This window comes from Klebsiella sp. JN_Kp127, from assembly GCF_040062505.1.
GTDB classification, from domain to species: Bacteria; Pseudomonadota; Gammaproteobacteria; order Enterobacterales; family Enterobacteriaceae; genus Klebsiella; species Klebsiella quasipneumoniae.
In genome coordinates this window covers 107,322-125,926 of record NZ_JBEAHS010000002.1, presented here as the reverse complement: position 1 = coordinate 125,926, position 18,605 = coordinate 107,322, and the positions used below count along the sequence as shown (strand labels likewise).

Annotated in this window: 14 protein-coding genes; 10 read left to right on the top strand and 4 right to left on the bottom strand. The window is 56.1% G+C overall.

Going from position 1 to position 18,605, the window contains the following annotated elements:
• The first annotated feature begins 11 nt into the window (after positions 1 to 11).
• From serS to ABLV04_RS01485, 5 genes are all read left to right on the top strand, one after another.
• Positions 12 to 1,304 (top strand): serine--tRNA ligase, encoded by a 1,293-nt coding sequence (gene serS, locus ABLV04_RS01505; protein WP_004201371.1) that lies wholly within the window; start codon positions 12 to 14, stop codon positions 1,302 to 1,304.
• A 198-nt stretch (positions 1,305 to 1,502) separates the two neighbouring features.
• Entirely contained in the window at positions 1,503 to 3,941 is a 2,439-nt protein-coding gene (gene dmsA / locus ABLV04_RS01500; RefSeq protein ID WP_044521912.1) for a dimethylsulfoxide reductase subunit A, read from the top strand.
• Positions 3,942 to 3,951: 10 nt separating this feature from the next.
• On the top strand, positions 3,952 to 4,569 hold the full coding sequence (locus ABLV04_RS01495; protein ID WP_180265787.1) for a DMSO/selenate family reductase complex B subunit: 618 nt from the start codon (positions 3,952 to 3,954) through the stop codon (positions 4,567 to 4,569).
• A 1-nt stretch (position 4,570) separates the two neighbouring features.
• Positions 4,571 to 5,434, top strand: a complete 864-nt coding sequence (locus ABLV04_RS01490; RefSeq protein ID WP_048297152.1) for a dimethyl sulfoxide reductase anchor subunit family protein — start codon at positions 4,571 to 4,573, stop codon at positions 5,432 to 5,434.
• A gap of 274 nt (positions 5,435 to 5,708) precedes the next feature.
• Positions 5,709 to 6,857, top strand: coding sequence for an MFS transporter (locus ABLV04_RS01485; RefSeq protein WP_008805851.1), 1,149 nt, complete (start codon positions 5,709 to 5,711; stop codon positions 6,855 to 6,857).
• Between the two features lie 153 nt (positions 6,858 to 7,010).
• On the opposite strand, the gene pflA is transcribed toward ABLV04_RS01485, so the two are convergent.
• The 4 genes from pflA to ycaO form a co-directional block, all read right to left on the bottom strand.
• Positions 7,011 to 7,751 (bottom strand): pyruvate formate lyase 1-activating protein, encoded by a 741-nt coding sequence (gene pflA, locus ABLV04_RS01480; RefSeq protein ID WP_002898145.1) that lies wholly within the window; start codon positions 7,749 to 7,751, stop codon positions 7,011 to 7,013.
• A gap of 191 nt (positions 7,752 to 7,942) precedes the next feature.
• Positions 7,943 to 10,225, bottom strand: coding sequence for a formate C-acetyltransferase (gene pflB, locus ABLV04_RS01475; RefSeq protein WP_023289014.1), 2,283 nt, complete (start codon positions 10,223 to 10,225; stop codon positions 7,943 to 7,945).
• A gap of 51 nt (positions 10,226 to 10,276) precedes the next feature.
• Complete coding sequence (gene focA, locus ABLV04_RS01470; RefSeq protein WP_023289015.1) at positions 10,277 to 11,134, bottom strand: formate transporter FocA; 858 nt, start codon at positions 11,132 to 11,134, stop codon at positions 10,277 to 10,279.
• A 385-nt stretch (positions 11,135 to 11,519) separates the two neighbouring features.
• A complete protein-coding gene (ycaO, locus tag ABLV04_RS01465) occupies positions 11,520 to 13,280 on the bottom strand; it encodes a 30S ribosomal protein S12 methylthiotransferase accessory factor YcaO (RefSeq protein WP_180265786.1) in 1,761 nt (586 codons plus the stop codon).
• Between the two features lie 115 nt (positions 13,281 to 13,395).
• On the opposite strand from ycaO, the gene ABLV04_RS01460 reads away from it, so the two are divergent.
• From ABLV04_RS01460 to cmk, 5 genes are all read left to right on the top strand, one after another.
• Positions 13,396 to 14,088 (top strand): DUF421 domain-containing protein, encoded by a 693-nt coding sequence (locus ABLV04_RS01460; protein WP_023289017.1) that lies wholly within the window; start codon positions 13,396 to 13,398, stop codon positions 14,086 to 14,088.
• A gap of 188 nt (positions 14,089 to 14,276) precedes the next feature.
• Complete coding sequence (gene serC / locus ABLV04_RS01455) at positions 14,277 to 15,365, top strand: 3-phosphoserine/phosphohydroxythreonine transaminase (RefSeq protein WP_023289018.1); 1,089 nt, start codon at positions 14,277 to 14,279, stop codon at positions 15,363 to 15,365.
• Between the two features lie 73 nt (positions 15,366 to 15,438).
• The gene (gene aroA, locus ABLV04_RS01450) at positions 15,439 to 16,722 is read left to right on the top strand and encodes a 3-phosphoshikimate 1-carboxyvinyltransferase (RefSeq protein WP_348815268.1); all 1,284 of its coding nucleotides are present in this window, start codon (positions 15,439 to 15,441) and stop codon (positions 16,720 to 16,722) included.
• Positions 16,723 to 16,870: 148 nt separating this feature from the next.
• Positions 16,871 to 17,638: a M48 family metallopeptidase gene (locus ABLV04_RS01445; RefSeq protein ID WP_049014842.1), complete on the top strand. Its 768-nt coding sequence runs from the start codon at positions 16,871 to 16,873 to the stop codon at positions 17,636 to 17,638.
• A gap of 171 nt (positions 17,639 to 17,809) precedes the next feature.
• Positions 17,810 to 18,493 carry a (d)CMP kinase gene (gene cmk / locus ABLV04_RS01440; protein WP_023289021.1) on the top strand — a complete coding sequence of 228 codons (684 nt, stop codon included), beginning with the start codon at positions 17,810 to 17,812 and terminating at the stop codon, positions 18,491 to 18,493.
• The last annotated feature ends 112 nt before the right edge of the window (positions 18,494 to 18,605 follow it).

Sequence of the window (18,605 nt, the reverse complement as noted above, 5' to 3'; positions counted from 1 at the left end):
ACAGGATAAGCATGCTCGATCCCAATCTGCTGCGTACCGAGCCAGACGCAGTCGCAGAAAAACTGGCACGCCGGGGCTTTAAGCTGGATGTAGATAAACTTCGCGCGCTTGAAGAGCGTCGTAAAGTTCTGCAGGTGCAAACGGAAAACCTGCAGGCGGAGCGCAACTCCCGATCGAAATCCATTGGCCAGGCGAAAGCGCGCGGGGAAGACATCGAGCCATTACGCCTGGAAGTGAACAAACTCGGCGAACAGCTGGATGCCGCAAAATCCGAGCTGGAAGCGCTGCTGGCGGAAATCCGCGATATCGCGCTGGCGATCCCGAATATTCCTCACGATGACGTGCCGGTTGGCCGTGACGAAAACGACAACGTTGAAGTCAGCCGCTGGGGCACGCCGCGCCAGTTCGATTTCGACGTGCGCGATCACGTGACGCTGGGTGAAATGCACGGGGGGCTGGATTTTGCCGCCGCCGTTAAGCTCACCGGTTCGCGCTTCGTGGTGATGAAAGGCCAGCTGGCCCGTCTGCACCGCGCCCTGGCGCAGTTCATGCTGGATCTGCACACTGAACAGCATGGCTATAGCGAAAACTATGTCCCGTACCTGGTTAACCAGGACACCCTGTATGGCACCGGTCAGCTGCCGAAATTTGCCGGCGACCTGTTCCATACCCGTCCGCTGGAAGAAGAGGCTGACAGCAGCAACTACGCGCTGATCCCGACGGCGGAAGTGCCGCTGACCAACCTGGTGCGTGATGAAATTATCGATGAAGACGATCTGCCGATAAAAATGACCGCCCATACGCCGTGCTTCCGTTCCGAAGCAGGTTCTTATGGTCGCGACACCCGTGGTCTGATCCGTATGCACCAGTTCGATAAAGTTGAAATGGTGCAGATTGTCCGTCCGGAAGACTCGATGGCGGCGCTGGAAGAGATGACCGGCCACGCCGAGAAAGTGCTGCAGCTGCTGGGCCTGCCTTACCGTAAGGTCGCGCTGTGCACCGGCGATATGGGCTTCAGCGCCTGCAAAACCTATGACCTCGAAGTGTGGGTCCCGGCGCAGAACACCTACCGTGAGATCTCTTCCTGTTCCAACGTCTGGGATTTCCAGGCGCGTCGTATGCAGGCTCGCTGCCGCAGCAAGTCCGACAAGAAGACCCGTCTCGTTCATACCCTGAATGGTTCTGGCCTGGCGGTCGGTCGTACCCTGGTGGCGCTGATGGAAAACTATCAGCAGGCTGATGGCCGTATCGAGATCCCGGAAATCCTGCGCCCGTATATGCGCGGCCTCGAATATATCGGTTAATTTTTACCTTCTCCCTTAAAAGCGCCTGCGGGCGCTTTTTTTACATCCTTATTGATACCGGGCAATAATCCCATCCGCGAATGCAGTGATACTCCCTTTGGATTAAACCAGCATAAAAAACCAATAATATTTCAAAGCCTTATATATATCACTATATAGCGCTTGTCAGTTTATTGTGAGCAACCAAAGCGAGTATCCATGAAAATTAAAGCCCCCGATGCTTTACTGGCTGCTGAGGTAAGCCGCCGTGGTCTGATGAAAACCACGGCAATAGGCGGCCTGGCGCTGGCCAGCAACGCACTAACGTTACCCTTTTCCCGTATGGCCCACGCCGCCGACACGCCTGCCCCGGCCAGTGAGAAGGTGGTCTGGAGCGCCTGCACCGTCAACTGCGGTAGCCGCTGCCCGCTGCGCATGCACGTGGTGGATGGCGCGATTCAATACGTCGAAACCGATAATACCGGTGACGATAACTATGACGGCCTGCATCAGGTGCGCGCCTGCCTGCGCGGGCGGTCTATGCGCCGCCGGGTTTATAACCCCGATCGGCTGAAATATCCGATGAAGCGCGTAGGCAAACGCGGTGAGGGTAAATTCGAGCAAATCAGCTGGGAAGAGGCGTTCGATATCATCGCCAGCACGACGCAGCGCCTGATTAAAGACTACGGCAACGAGTCCATCTATCTGAACTACGGCACCGGCACGCTGGGAGGCACGCTGACCCGCTCCTGGCCGCCGGGGAAAACCCTGATTGCCCGTCTGATGAACTGCTGCGGTGGGTATCTCAATCATTACGGCGACTATTCATCCGCGCAGATTGCCGCAGGGTTGAATTACACCTACGGCGGCTGGGCGGATGGCAACAGCCCGTCGGATATTGAAAACAGCCAGTTAGTGGTGCTGTTCGGCAACAACCCAGGCGAAACGCGGATGAGCGGCGGCGGGGTGACCTACTATCTTGAGCAGGCGCGCCAGAAATCCAATGCCCGGATGATCATTATCGATCCGCGCTATACCGACACCGGCGCCGGACGCGAAGATGAATGGATCCCGATTCGCCCCGGTACCGATGCGGCGCTGGTATCGGGTCTGGCGTGGGTGATGATCACCGAGAATCTGGTCGATCAGCCGTTCCTCGATAAATACTGTGTGGGATACGACGAGAAAACTCTGCCTGCCGATGCCCCGGCCAATGGCCACTATAAAGCCTGGATACTTGGCCAGGGCGCCGACGGTATCGCCAAAACGCCGGAGTGGGCCTCGACCATAACCGGTATTCCGCGCGAACGCATTGTTAAACTGGCGCGCGAAATTGCCAGCGCCAAACCGGCCTATATCAGCCAGGGCTGGGGGCCGCAGCGTCACGCCAACGGCGAAATCGCCACCCGGGCTATCGCGATGCTCGCCATTCTGACCGGTAACGTCGGGATCAACGGCGGCAACAGCGGCGCGCGCGAGGGCTCCTACAGCCTGCCGTTTGAGCGCATGCCGACGCTGGAGAATCCGGTTCAGACCAGCATCTCGATGTTTATGTGGACCGATGCGATTGAGCGCGGCCCGGAAATGACCGCCCTGCGCGATGGGGTGCGTGGCAAAGATAAGCTCGATGTGCCGATCAAAATGATCTGGAACTATGCGGGCAACTGCCTGATCAACCAGCACTCAGAGATTAACCGCACCCACGAGATCCTGCAGGACGACAAGAAGTGCGAGATGATTGTGGTCATCGACTGCCATATGACCTCGTCAGCGAAATACGCCGATATTCTGCTGCCGGACTGCACCGCCTCTGAGCAGATGGATTTCGCGCTGGATGCTTCCTGCGGCAACATGTCCTACGTCATCTTTGCCGACCAGGCCATCAAGCCGCGTTTTGAATGCAAAACTATCTATGAGATGACCAGCGAGCTGGCGAAGCGCCTCGGCGTCGAGGAAAAATTTACCGAAGGCCGTACCCAGGAAGGCTGGATGCGCTATCTGTATGAGCAGTCGCGTACAGCGATTCCCGACCTGCCGGATTTCGACACCTTCCGTCAGCAGGGCATCTATAAGCAGCGCGATCCGCAAGGGCACCATGTGGCTTATAAAGCCTTCCGCGAGGATCCGCAGGCTAATCCGCTGACCACGCCTTCGGGCAAGATTGAAATCTATTCGCAGGCGCTGGCGAAAATCGCCGCCACCTGGGAGCTGCCGGAAGGCGATGTCATCGATCCGCTGCCGATCTACACCCCGGGCTTCGAAAACTACAACGATCCGCTGACGGCGAAATACCCGCTACAGCTGACCGGCTTCCACTATAAATCGCGCGTCCATTCAACCTACGGCAACGTCGATGTACTGAAGGCTGCCTGTCGGCAGGAGATGTGGATTAACCCGATCGATGCCCGCCAGCGCGGCATTGCCAACGGCGATCGCATTCGCATCTTCAACGACCGTGGGGAAGTGCATATCGAAGCGAAGGTGACCCCGCGCATGATGCCGGGCGTGGTCGCGCTGGGGGAAGGGGCCTGGTATAACCCGGACGCCTCGCGCGTGGATCAGGCGGGCAGCATTAACGTGCTGACCACCCAGCGCCCCTCGCCGCTGGCGAAGGGGAACCCGTCGCATACCAACCTCGTCCAGGTTGAGAAGCTGTAAGGAGTAACCGATGACAACTCAGTATGGATTTTTTATTGATTCCGCCCGTTGCACCGGTTGCAAGACCTGCGAACTGGCCTGTAAGGACTACAAAAATCTGACCCCGGAGGTCAGCTTCCGCCGCATTTATGAATATGCCGGCGGCGACTGGCAGGAGGATAACGGCGTCTGGAATCAGAACGTGTTCGCCTATTACCTCTCCATCGCCTGTAACCATTGCGAAGATCCGGCCTGCACCAAGGTCTGTCCGAGCGGAGCGATGCACAAGCGCGAAGACGGTTTTGTGGTGGTCAACGAAGAGGTGTGCATTGGCTGCCGTTACTGCCATATGGCTTGTCCTTACGGCGCGCCGCAATATAACGCCGACAAAGGCCATATGACCAAGTGTGACGGCTGCCACGAGCGCGTCGCCGACGGGAAAAAGCCGATCTGCGTCGAGTCCTGTCCGCTGCGGGCGCTGGATTTCGGGCCGATTGCCGAACTGCGCGCTAAGCACGGCCAGCTGGCGGCGGTGGCGCCGTTGCCTTCGGCGCACTTTACCCGGCCGAGCATCGTGATCAAACCTAACGCCAATGCCCGGCCGTGTGGCGATACCACCGGTTACATGGCAAACCCGAAGGAGGTGTAAGATGGGAAACGGATGGCATGAATGGCCGCTGATGATCTTTACGGTCTTCGGCCAGTGCGTCGCGGGCGGCTTCATCGTCCTGGCGCTGGCGCTCATGACGGGCAAGCTTTCCCGTGAGCAGGAGCAGCGCGTGGTGGGTAGCATGTTCGGCCTGTGGGTATTGATGGGGATCGGGTTTATCGCCTCGACAATGCACCTCGGTTCGCCGCTGCGGGCCTTTAACTCGCTCAATCGCGTAGGGGCCTCATCGCTGAGTAATGAGATAGCCAGCGGGGCGATCTTCTTCGCCGTCGGCGGGATTGGCTGGCTGCTGGCCGTGTGTAAAAAGCTGCCTGCCGGACTGCGTAGCCTGTGGCTGGTAGCGACCATGGCGCTTGGGGTGATCTTCGTCTGGATGATGGTGCGGGTCTATAACACCATCGACACGGTGCCGACCTGGTATACCGTCTGGACGCCGCTGAGCTTCTTCCTGACGCTGTTTATCGGCGGCCCGCTGCTGGGCTACCTGCTGCTGCGCGTCGCAGGCGTCGACGGTTGGGCGCTGCGCCTGCTGCCGGTGGTCACTTTACTGGCGCTGCTGGTGAGTATCGTGGTGGTCCTGATGCAGGGGAGTGAACTCGCCACTATCCGCAGCTCAGTTCAGCAGGCCTCCGCCCTGGTGCCGGATTATGGGCTGCTTATGGCCTGGCGCGTGGTGCTGCTGGCGCTGGCCCTGGCCTGCTGGTGCGTGCCGCAGATCCGCGGTCGCAAGCCGGCGGTCTCGCTGCTCGGCCTGGCGTTTGTTCTGGTGCTGGCGGGAGAGATGATCGGCCGCGGCGTATTCTATGGTCTGCATATGACCGTCGGGATGGCTATCGCCAGTTAATCAGCGTCATCATGCCGGCGCAGGCGTGCCGGCATGATGAAAACGTGCTGTCGATAGATGAAATTTTTCGACTGAAATTAACAGCAAGATTTATTAATAAATTAAGAAAAACAACAGCGTATTATCTGTTGCCTCATCTTTATCCGTTCTGTGGATAAAAAACTTCTATCGTGCCCGGCAAAACCGCGTCAGGCCTGATTTCAGGTGGATTGACAATGTTTTTAGCGGTGGCATGATTCGCTCGCGATCTGAACATTCCTCACGGTTTTTACCCATGACCATCTACACCCGGCCAGTGCAAATGCTGCTCTGTGGCCTGCTTTTACTGACCCTGGCGATAGCGGTGCTGAATACGCTCGTCCCGCTCTGGCTCGCCCATGAAAATATGCCAACCTGGCAGGTCGGCATGGTAGGGTCATCCTATTTTACCGGCAATCTGGCCGGTACGTTGCTTGCCGGCTGGGTGATCAAGCGCCTGGGGTTTAACCGCAGCTATTATCTCGCGTCGTTAATATTCGCCGTCGGCTGCGTAGGGCTGGGGATCACCGTGGGCTTCTGGACGTGGCTGAGCTGGCGTTTTATCGCCGGCGTAGGCTGCGCGATGATTTGGGTGGTGGTGGAAAGCGCGCTGGTCTGCAGCGGCACTTCACGCAGCCGCGGTCGTCTGCTGGCGGCGTACATGATGGTCTATTACGTCGGTACCGTACTGGGCCAGCTGATGGTCAGTAAACTCCCCACCGATTTAATGAGCGTCCTGCCGTGGGTGACGGGTCTGGCGCTGGCGGCGATCCTGCCGCTGCTGTTTACCCGCATCATGGGGCAGGCCGAAGAGCCGCATGAAACGGTACGTATCTGGCCGATGCTGAAGCTGCGCCAGGCGCGCCATGGGGTCAATGGCTGCATTATCTCAGGGATTGTCCTCGGCTCGCTGTATGGTCTGATGCCGCTGTGGCTGAACCATCAGGGCGTCAGCGACGCCGGCATTGGCTTCTGGATGGCGGTGATGGTTAGCGCCGGGATCCTCGGCCAGTGGCCGGTAGGGCGCCTGGCAGACCGCTACGGTCGCCTGCTGGTGCTGCGGGTGCAGGTTTTTGTGGTGATTCTGGGATGTATGGCGATGCTCAGCCAGGCGGCGATGGCGCCGGCGCTGTTTGTGTTGGGCGCTTCGGGCTTTACCCTCTATCCGGTGGCGATGGCCTGGGCCTGTGAAAAAGTGGAGCACCATCAGCTGGTGGCAATGAACCAGGCGCTGTTGATGAGCTATACCATCGGCAGCCTGCTGGGCCCGACGCTGACGGCGATGCTGATGCAGAACTTCTCGGATAACCTGCTGTTTATTATGATCGCCAGCGTGTCGTTTATCTATCTGCTGACCCTGCTGCGCAAAGCCGGGCATCATCCAACGCCGGTGGCGCACGCCTGACCCTGTAGCGCGCAGCGCATGCTGCGCGTCATCGGTTTTAATAGCCTGTGCTTACTGCAGTAGAGCCGTCTTGCATAAGAATGCAACGGCTGGACGGTAACAGCTTCCCACGCCGTTGCAGGCCGGCATAAGCGCATCACCGGCCCGGTGGGATTAGTACATCACTTTGTGCCCATATTGCTCAAGGATGCCTTTGACTCGCTCCATGGTCTCTTTCTTCGGCGGATGGACGCCGTCCAGCTTGTACTCTTCGCCCATCGCTACCCATTTGTGTTTGCCCAGCTCATGGTAGGGCAGCAGCTCGATTTTTTCGACATTGCCCATATCGCGGGTAAATTCGCCCAGGCGGTGCGCGGAATCATCATCGTCTGACCAGCCCGGAACCACCACGTAGCGGATCCAGACATTGATATTCTTCTTCGCCAGATACTGGGCGAATTCCAGCGTACGATGGTTAGAGACGCCGACCAGGTTCTGGTGAATCTCATCGTTCATCTGCTTGAGATCCAGCATCACCAGGTCTGTTACCTCCAGCAGTTCGTCGATAACGGGATCGTAGCGACGAACAAAGCCATTGGTATCGAGACAGGTATGAATACCTTCCTTCTTACAGGCGCGGAACCAGTCGCGAACAAACTCCGCCTGCAGGATCGCTTCGCCGCCCGATGCGGTGACGCCGCCGCCGGAAGCATTCATAAAGTGACGATAGGTCACCACCTCTTTCATTAACTCTTCAACGGTGATTTCTTTGCCGCCGTGGGTATCCCAGGTATCACGGTTATGGCAGTACAGGCAGCGCATCAGGCAGCCCTGGAAAAAGGTAATAAAGCGGATGCCCGGGCCATCAACGGTGCCACAGGATTCAAAGGAGTGAATGCGACCAATAACTGACATTGCGGTGTTTTCTCCAGATGTGGCCCATCCGGGGCCGTGTTGGTGCACAGCTCAGCGGCTGTGTCGAGTCTGTTTTGACAGATACCCAAAGTATAGATAACTGGCAAAGCAGGCTAGGGCGGGGATTGCTTGTTAAAAAGGCCCCACTGATGTGGGGCCTTTATTGTACGCTTTTTCAGTCAGACAGGGAATTACATGGTCTGAGTGAAGGTACGGGTAATAACGTCCTGCTGCTGTTCTTTGGTCAGGGAGTTAAAACGTACAGCGTAGCCAGATACGCGGATGGTCAGCTGCGGATATTTTTCCGGGTTTTCCATCGCGTCGAGCAGCATTTCGCGGTTCATTACGTTCACGTTCAGGTGCTGACCACCTTCGATGGACGCTTCGTGGTGGAAGTAACCATCCATCAGACCCGCCAGGTTGGTCTTACGAACTTCGTCATCTTTACCCAGCGCGTTCGGTACGATAGAGAAGGTGTAAGAGATACCATCTTTCGCGTAAGCAAACGGCAGTTTCGCTACGGAGGTCAGAGAGGCAACAGCACCTTTCTGGTCACGGCCGTGCATCGGGTTAGCACCTGGTCCGAACGGCGCGCCAGCGCGACGACCGTCTGGGGTGTTACCGGTTTTCTTACCATATACCACGTTAGAGGTGATGGTCAGAACAGACTGAGTCGGGATCGCGTTGCGGTAGGTGTGCAGTTTCTGAATTTTCTTCATGAAACGTTCAACCAGGTCAACGGCCATGTCATCGACGCGAGCATCGTTGTTACCAAACTGCGGGTATTCGCCTTCGATTTCGAAGTCGACAGCCAGACCGTCTTCGTCACGAATCGGTTTAACTTTCGCATATTTGATTGCAGACAGGGAGTCAGCAGCAACGGACAGACCCGCGATACCACACGCCATGGTGCGGATAACGTCACGGTCGTGCAGCGCCATCAGAGAGGCTTCGTAGCTGTACTTGTCGTGCATGTAGTGGATGATGTTCAGCGCAGTGACGTACTGTTTAGCCAGCCAGTCCATGAAGTGATCCATGCGTTCCATCACTTCGTCGAAGTTCAGAACGTCGCCTTTGATCGGTTCAGATTTCGGACCCACCTGCATTTTCAGTTTTTCATCCACGCCGCCGTTGATAGCGTACAGCATGGTTTTTGCGAGGTTGGCGCGAGCACCGAAGAACTGCATTTGCTTACCAACAACCATCGGGCTTACGCAGCATGCGATAGCGTAGTCGTCGTTGTTGAAGTCCGGACGCATCAGGTCATCGTTCTCATACTGCAGAGAAGAGGTATCGATGGACACTTTAGCAGCGAATTTCTTGAAGCTCAGCGGCAGTTTTTCAGACCACAGGATAGTGATGTTCGGCTCCGGAGACGGCCCCATGGTGTACAGGGTGTTCAGGAAGCGGAAGCTGTTTTTGGTCACCAGAGTACGGCCGTCAACGCCCATACCGCCGATGGATTCTGTTGCCCAAATCGGGTCACCGGAGAACAGTTCATCGTATTCCGGGGTACGCAGGAAGCGAACCATACGCAGTTTCATGACCAGGTGGTCAACCATTTCCTGCGCGTCTTGCTCGGTGATTTTACCCGCCTGCAGGTCACGTTCGATGTAGATATCCAGGAAGCTGGAGGTACGACCGAAGGACATTGCCGCGCCGTTCTGAGATTTAACGGCAGCCAGGTAACCGAAGTAGGTCCACTGGATAGCTTCCTGAGCGGTGGTCGCCGGACCGGAGATGTCGTAGCCATATTTAGCCGCCATCTCTTTGATCTGGCCCAGCGCGCGGTGCTGTTCAGCGATTTCTTCACGCAGACGGATGGTCGCTTCCAGATCTTCGCCGCTTTCCAGTTTCGCTTGCAGAGAGTTGAACTGGGCGAATTTGTCTTTCATCAGGAAGTCGATACCGTACAGCGCAACGCGACGGTAGTCACCGATGATACGACCACGGCCGTAAGCATCCGGCAGACCGGTCAGCACGCCGGATTTACGGCAGCGCAGGATGTCCGGAGTATAGACGTCGAAAACGCCTTGGTTGTGAGTTTTACGGTACTCAGTGAAGATTTTTTTCAGCATCGGGTCCAGCTCGCGATTGTACGCTTTGCAGGAACCTTCAACCATTTTAATACCACCGAACGGGATGATCGCACGTTTCAGCGGCGCTTCGGTCTGCAGACCAACGATTTTTTCCAGACCTTTCTCGATATAGCCTGCGTCGTGAGAGGTGATGGTGGAAGCCAGGGCAGTGTCAAAATCAACAGGCGCGTGAGTGCGGTTTTCCTGTTTTACACCTTCCATTACGCTGTCCCACAGCTTGGTGGTCGCTTCAGTCGCGCCAGCCAGGAAGGATTCGTCGCCTTCATATGGGGTGTAGTTTTTCTGAATAAAGTCACGGACGTTGACTTCATTCTGCCAGTCACCTTTCGCAAAACCTTCCCAGGCTGTGGCTAACTTTTCATTAAGCTCGGACATGTAACACCTACCTTCTTAAGTGGATTTTTTATTTACTGCCTGAAACAACCCTTAGTGATGGTCGTTGCCACGCAGGTAAATGACCCAGTATGTCAACCCGACCAGCAGACCCCCGCCGATAATGTTCCCGATAGTTACCGGAATCAGGTTATCAGTGATGAAGTTCATAACGGTCAAGTGAGAGAAACTTTCCGGAGTCGAACCGATTGCGGTCCAGAATTCCGGGCTTGCAAAGTTGCGGATTACGATACCCATCGGGATCATAAACATGTTGGCGATGCTGTGCTCAAAGCCGCTGGCAACGAACATCGCTACCGGCAGGACCATGATCATCGCTTTATCCATCAGGCTACGACCGGAATAGCTCATCCATACGGCGAGACAAACCATCAGGTTAGCGAGGATACCCAGGCTCACGGCCTCCACAAAAGTATGGTGCATTTTGTGGTCAGCGGTCTGCAGGACATTGAGCCCCCAACCGCCGTTGGCAGTCATATATTCGCCTGATAACCACATCAGCAGCACAAACAGCAGTGCTCCCACCAGGTTACCAAAATAGACGTTGAGCCAGTTTTTTGCCAGTTGCCCCCAGGTAATTCGACCGCTGGCTTTCGCCACCACGATCAATACCGTAGAGGTAAAGAGGTCAGCGCCGCAGATAATGCACAGAATCAGACCCAGGGAAAAACAGACCCCACCGATAAGCTTGGCAATCCCATAAGGCATCGCGGCAGTGCCGGTGGTCGCGGTGATATAGAATACGAAAGCGATGGAGATGAAAACGCCAGCGGTGATCGCCAGATAAAAGGTCTTCATCGGATGCTTCGTTGCTTTATAGACACCTGCTTCTTCGGCGACTTTCGCCATCGCGGCAGGGAGCAAAAGATCAAAAGGGTTGTCAGCTTTCACACTAACTCTCTCTTTATATAAGTTGGCGGTGAGATACTAACAAAGCATTATAGAAGGGAAATTGATATAGATCATATCTCACCGGAACTATATGCCTTTTTAGTGTGTGGTTTTTGTGTTTTTAGTGGTTAAATGATTGAATATCATGAAGAAAATAAATTTTAAAATTTATAAGTTATGTTGAATTTTTTCGTTTTCACGCCATTTTTTGAGTTAATTAATATGGAGTATTTTATTTAAAATTAACGAATGGTAAATCTTATAAGCGCATTATTTACTATTAATTAACTTTGCAACTACAAACTATAGTGGCCGCCTCGTCAGGTGAAATCAACGGAGCCGCATTGGGCTCCGTTGTTGGTCACCACGATGGCGCGCTTAGGGCTTATTTTGCCCAGAACGCCGCCTTCGCTCGCTGCAGTTTTTCATAAGCCTTCAGCAGCGACTGATGGGCCGGGAAGGCCTGCAGATCGCTGTCGACAGACTGAAGGCCATAGAACGGCGCTTCCCCGCTCAGCGCCGCGCTGGCGGCTTCGACCGCTTCGGCGCCGTACATACGGATAAAGGCGTTCAGGTATTGCAGCGGCTGACGCTCCTCTTCCTGGCTCAGCAGCAGCAGGGTCTGCAGGCAGCGATAGTAGTTAGCGCGTTCCGCGCTGAAGACCGAAGCGTTGAACTCCATGGTCCACTCGGTCCAGATCAGCGCCTGCTCCAGATCGCCGCCGGCCAGGGCCAGCATGGCTTTCAGCTCGCCGACGCGCAGGGTATACCAGCCGTTGTCTTTGCCGGTGGCGAGGCCCAGCAGTTCGCGAACGCGGGTGAAATCATCCAGGCCTTCATCGTCCATCTGCTCGATCAGCGCCAGGTAATCTTCTTTTTCCCACTCGCTGCCCGGCAGGGACAGAATGGTGTCGCGCAGATGAGCGCCCATGCTGTTGTTCGCCAGCCACAGATCTTCCGCCGGGTAAATATCCGACATCCCCGGGACGATGATACGGCAGGCGTAAACGCCCAGGTGCTCGTAGTCGGCGATATACACTTCTTTATCTTCGGCCTTGAAGATGGCCATCAGGGTGGCGAACTCTTCTTCTGTGGTGCCGGAGAAGCTCCAGTCAACGAACGGATAGTCGGCATCCTGCTTGAACATATCCCAGGAAATCAGGCCGCTGGAGTCGATAAAGTGGGTTTCGAGGTTAGCATGCTCGGCGACTTCTTCGTCGTCGAAGGTCGGCGGCGTGAAGACGTCGAGATCTTTCAGGCTGCGGCCCTGCAGCAGTTCGGTGACCGTACGCTCCAGCGCCACGCCGAAGTCCGGATGGGCGCCGAAAGAGGCGAAGCAGGTGCCGTTTGCCGGGTTAAACAGCACGACGCAGATAACCGGATACTTGCCGCCCAGCGAGCCATCATAGGCAAAGATCGGGAAACCTTCGGCTTCCAGTTTGGCGATCGACTCCACAACGCCCGGATAGCGCGCCATGACCTCCGCCGGGATCTCCGGCAGGCTGATGCTTTCGGCGATGATGCGGTTTTTGATATGGCGCTCAAAGACTTCGGACAGGCCCTGCACGCGAGCTTCATTGCGGGTGTTGCCGGCGGACATGCCGTTGGAGACATACAGGTTGCCGACGATATTCATAGGAATATAGACCGTTTCGCCGTCGGACTGGCGGGTAAAGGGCAGGCCGCACACGCCGCGCTCATCGTTACCGGATTGCAGATCCACCAGCATGCTGGCCGTCAGCTGATCGTCCGGATCGTAGAACGTGAGCAGGCGGGCATCCAGCAGACCTTCCGGGACGTCGTCGTTTTCGGTCAGCGGGAACCACTTTTCGTTCGGGTAGTGAACGAACGGGCCGTTAGCGATAGTGTCGCCTAACCAGAAGTCAGCGAAAAAATAGTTGGTGGACAGGCGCTCGAAATATTCGCCCAGCGCGGAGGCGAGGGCTGCCTTTTTGGTGGCGCCTTTACCATTGGTAAAGCACAGCGCGCATTCCTTATCGCGAATGTGAACGGACCACACGTGCGGCACCGGGTTCAGCCACGAGGCCTCTTCGATATCAAATCCGAGGTCGAGCAATTTTTGCTGGAAGCGAGCGATGGAATCTTCCAGGGCGGCATCTTTGCCGGGAATAAACGTTTGGGTCATGGCGATCACTTTTGTCGTACGGAAAGCGCGCAATGATACGGCTTTTATCTGACAGGTGCTATCTCCATCATCTGGCTATGCTTAGAGACATCTTTTAATGCTCAGGGAGATGATAATGAAAGCCTTTGACTGGCAGAGGATGGCACTCGATAAAGTGCCGGTGGAATTTCTCGGCGAGGTGGCGTTGCGCAGCCTCTACACCTTCGTTCTGGTCTTTATTTTCCTCAAAATTACCGGACGGCGCGGCGTGCGGCAGATGTCGCTGTTTGAAGTGCTGATTATTCTGACCCTCGGCTCGGCGGCGGGGGACGTGGCGTTTTATGACGATGTCCCGCTGTTGCCGGTGCTGGTGGTCTTCGTCACGCTGGCGCTGCTTTATCGCGGCATCATGTGGCTGATGGGGCATAGTGAAAAGCTGGAGGATCTGCTGGAGGGCAAGCCTATCGTGGTGGTGGAGGAGGGGCAACTGGCATGGGAGAAACTGCATGCGGAAAATATGACCGAATTCGAATTTTTTATGGAGCTACGGGTCAACAGCGTCGAGCAGCTCGGCCAGGTGCGGCTGGCGATCCTTGAAACCAATGGCCAGATCAGCGTGTTTTATTATCCCGATGACGAGGTGAGGGCCGGGTTGTCGATTCTCCCGACGCACTGCACCACGCGCTATACCACTATTCCTCAGGAGGGGATCTACGCCTGCGTACGCTGCAGCATCGTGATGGCGATGCAGGCGGGAGAAAAGCGAATATGTTCCCGCTGCGCAAATGCAGAATGGTCGAAGGCCAGCCGGGCGAAACGACTCACCTGACAGCAAATATGTCGGTTTTATTACGTCAAGCCGATAGATTCTGTTGTGTGACGGCTGCCGCGTTTTGCCGTCGGCGAGTTTTAGCCATTGCGGACCGTGTCACTGAATGATAAAACCGATAGCCACAGGAATAACTTATGCCCGCGGCGGTTCGCGGGCAAAACAACATAGCAACGTGGTGAGGGGAAATGGCTCAGGTCTATAACTTCAGTTCGGGCCCGGCAATGCTGCCGGCGGAAGTACTCAAACTGGCTCAGCAGGAACTGTGCGACTGGCACGGTCTGGGTACGTCGGTCATGGAAATCAGTCACCGTGGTAAGGAGTTCATCCAGGTGGCAGAAGAGGCAGAACAGGACTTCCGTTCTCTGCTGAATATCCCTTCCAACTATAAAGTGTTGTTCTGTCATGGCGGCGGTCGCGGCCAGTTCGCCGGGATCCCGCTGAACATCCTCGGCGATAAAAACGTCGCTGACTATGTGGACGCTGGCTACTGGGCCGCCAGCGCGGTCAAAGAGGCGAAGAAATACTGCACGCCTAACGTCATCGACGCGAAAATCACCGTCGACGGCAAGCGCGCGGTCAAGCCAATGAGCGAGTGGCAGCTGACGCCGGGCGCGGCGTATCTGCACTACTGCCCGAACGAAACCATTGACGGTATCGCGATTGACGATACGCCGAACTTCGGCGACGACGTCATCGTGACCGCCGATTTCTCCTCCACCATTCTGTCCCGCGAAATTGACGTCAACCGCTTCGGCGTGATCTATGCCGGCGCGCAGAAGAATATCGGCCCGGCAGGGTTGACGCTGGTCATCGTGCGTGAAGATCTGCTGGGTAAAGCCAGCGTGGCCTGCCCGTCAATCCTCGACTACACCGTGTTAAGCGAGAATGACTCGATGTTTAACACGCCGCCGACGTTTGCCTGGTATCTGGCCGGTCTGGTGTTTAAGTGGCTGAAACAGCAGGGCGGCGTTGCCGCGATGGACAAGATCAACCAGCAGAAAGCCGAACTGCTGTATGGCGTGATCGATAACAGCGGCTTCTATCGTAACGATGTGGCGCAAGCCAACCGCTCCCGTATGAACGTGCCGTTCCAGCTGGCGGACAGCGCGCTGGATAAACTGTTCCTTGAAGAGTCGTTTGCCGCCGGGCTGCACGCGCTTAAGGGCCACCGGGTGGTGGGCGGCATGCGTGCCTCCATCTACAACGCGATGCCGTTAGACGGCGTGAAGGCGTTAACCGATTTTATGCTGGACTTCGAACGCCGCCACGGTTAATCGCCCGTTCCTTTCTTCCTCCCCGCGGCCTGTCTGCGGGGTTTTTATTCTGTTTGTTTGAGAGTGAAGTTTGATGGATTCCCTGACGTTACAACCCATCGCACGCGTAGAGGGCACCGTGAACCTGCCAGGTTCGAAAAGCGTCTCCAACCGCGCGCTGCTGCTGGCCGCCCTGGCCCGCGGCACGACGGTGCTGACCAACCTGCTGGACAGCGACGATGTGCGCCATATGCTGAATGCCCTGAGTGCGCTGGGGGTTCAATACACCCTGTCTGCTGAACGTACCCGCTGTGAAGTGACCGGCAACGGCGGCCCGCTGCATGCCGCAGCGGCGCTGGAGCTGTTCCTCGGCAACGCCGGTACCGCGATGCGCCCGCTGGCGGCAGCCCTGTGCCTTGGCAGCAACGATATCGTGCTGACCGGCGAGCCGCGAATGAAAGAGCGCCCGATCGGCCATCTGGTGGATGCCCTGCGTCAGGGCGGCGCTCAGATCGACTATCTGGAGCAGGAAAATTATCCGCCGCTGCGCCTGCGCGGGGGGTTCCAGGGGGGCAATGTTGAAGTTGACGGCAGCGTCTCCAGCCAGTTCCTGACCGCGCTGCTGATGACCGCGCCGCTGGCGCCGCAGGATACCGTGATCGCCATTAAGGGCGATCTGGTGTCAAAACCCTATATCGACATTACGCTGCACCTGATGAAAACCTTCGGGGTTGAGGTGGACAACCAGTCTTATCAGCGCTTTGTGGTGCGCGGCAAGCAACAGTATCAGTCGCCGGGGGATTACCTGGTGGAAGGGGATGCTTCATCGGCCTCGTATTTCCTTGCCGCTGGCGCCATTAAGGGCGGCACGGTGAAAGTCACCGGTATCGGCCGCGGCAGCGTACAGGGCGATATTCGTTTCGCCGACGTACTGGAAAAAATGGGCGCCACCGTCACCTGGGGCGACGATTTCATCGCCTGTACCCGTGGCGAGCTCAAGGCTATCGATATGGATATGAACCATATCCCGGACGCCGCGATGACCATCGCCACCGCCGCGCTGTTCGCGCAAGGGACCACCACGCTGCGCAATATCTACAACTGGCGGGTCAAGGAGACGGACCGTCTGTTCGCTATGGCGACCGAGTTGCGTAAAGTGGGCGCCGAGGTGGAAGAGGGTGAAGATTATATTCGCATTACCCCGCCGGCGACGCTGAAGTATGCTGAAATCGGCACCTATAACGACCACCGGATGGCGATGTGCTTCTCGCTGGTGGCGCTGTCTGATACGCCGGTGACCATCCTTGATCCGAAGTGTACGGCGAAAACCTTCCCCGACTATTTTGAGCAACTGGCGCGGATCAGTACGCCGGCCTGAATGACGCGAATTTAAGGTAAAAACGCCGACCTTCAGGTCGGCGTTTTTTTTATCTCTGCTTGTCGGACAGGAAACTAAATGCTAGCCTTGCTTGCTTGTAAATATAGGATTTATAAGAATTTATTATGCTAATCAATGGATGATTGATATGAGAAATACAAAAGTAATGCTGGCTTTGGCCGTTTCCGCCACGTTGTTGGCAGGTTGTAAAAATATGCAGGGGATGGACACCAACGCCCTCGTCAATTCAGGAATGACGGCTTACAAAGCGGCGACGCTTTCTGACTCTGAAGTCAAAACGCTTTCCGACGATGCCTGTAAGCAAATGGATAGTGAAAATAAACTGGCTAGTGCATCAAGTAAGTACACCAAACGTCTGAACAAAATTGCCAAAGCGTTAGGAAATAATATCAACGGCACGCCGGTAACCTATAAGGTTTACATGACATCCGACGTCAACGCCTGGGCAATGGCCAACGGCTGCGTCCGCGTCTATAGCGGCCTGATGGACATGATGACCGATAATGAAGTTGAAGCGGTTCTGGGCCATGAGCTGGGTCACGTAGCGCTCGGACACTCGCGCAAAGCGATGCAAACCGCGTATGCGACTATTGCCGCACGCGATGCAATTTCAGCGACCAGCGAAGCGGCTGCAAACTTGTCTAAATCTCAGTTGGGCGATATCGCTGAGGGAATGATCAACTCTGCGTTCTCCCGCTCGCAGGAGTCGGATGCTGATGATTTCTCTTACGATCTGCTGAAAAAACGCAACATCAGCACTCAGGGGCTGGTGGGCAGCTTCGAAAAACTGGCCAGCCTTGACGCCGGCCACAGTAAATCTCTGTTCGATTCACACCCGCCTTCAGCTGAACGCGCGCAGCATATCCGCGACCGTATCGCTGCAGATAAAAAGTAAAACTCCCTCATCTTCCGGGCTGATGCTCAATCAGCCCGCTATAATTGCTCAATTCTTCCGCATGAGATTTCCAGTTATCTGTAATTTAAAAGCAAGACTCACTTTCCGCCGAAGAGATGCGTATAATGCGCGGCGTTTAGATATTTATGCGCCTTGCTGAAGGAGAAAAAGATGACGGCAACAGTTCCGGTAATCACCATTGATGGGCCTGGCGGTGCGGGTAAAGGTACGTTGTGCAAGGCAATGGCGGAAGCGCTGGGCTGGCATCTGTTAGATTCAGGCGCGATCTACCGCGTTCTGGCGCTGGCGGCGCTGCATCATCATGTTGACGTGGAGTCCGAAGAGGCGCTGGTGCCCCTGGCTGCCCATCTTGACGTGCGCTTTATTTCTACTGACGGCAACCTGGAAGTGGTGCTGGAAGGGGAAGATGTCAGCGGCGAAATTCGCACCCAGGAGGTCGCGAACGCCGCCTCGAAAGTGGCGGCTTTCCCTCGCGTTCGCGAAGCGCTGCTGCGCCGCCAGCGCGCCTTTCGTGAGCTGCCGGGGCTGATTGCCGACGGGCGCGATATGGGCACGGTGGTTTTCCCGGACGCGCCGGTGAAAATTTTCCTCGATGCCTCGGCCGATGAGCGGGCGCATCGCCGCATGCGGCAGTTGCAGGAAAAGGGCTTTGATGTTAACTTTGAACGTCTTTTGTCCGAGATAAAAGAGCGTGACGATCGCGATAGAAATCGCGCCGTGGCGCCGCTTGTCCCGGCTGCCGATGCATTAGTTCTCGATTCAACCGAACTAAACATTGAGCAAGTGATTGAAAAAGCGCTACAATATGCGCGCGAAAAATTGGCCGTTGCGTAAGCCTTAACCGGTCACGCGCCGAAGCCTCCGAATTATAGCAGTACCCCGCGGCAATGGATGGTCAGCGGGTATGTGAAACAACCCCATCCGGCACGGAGCCAGGTGGACGTTA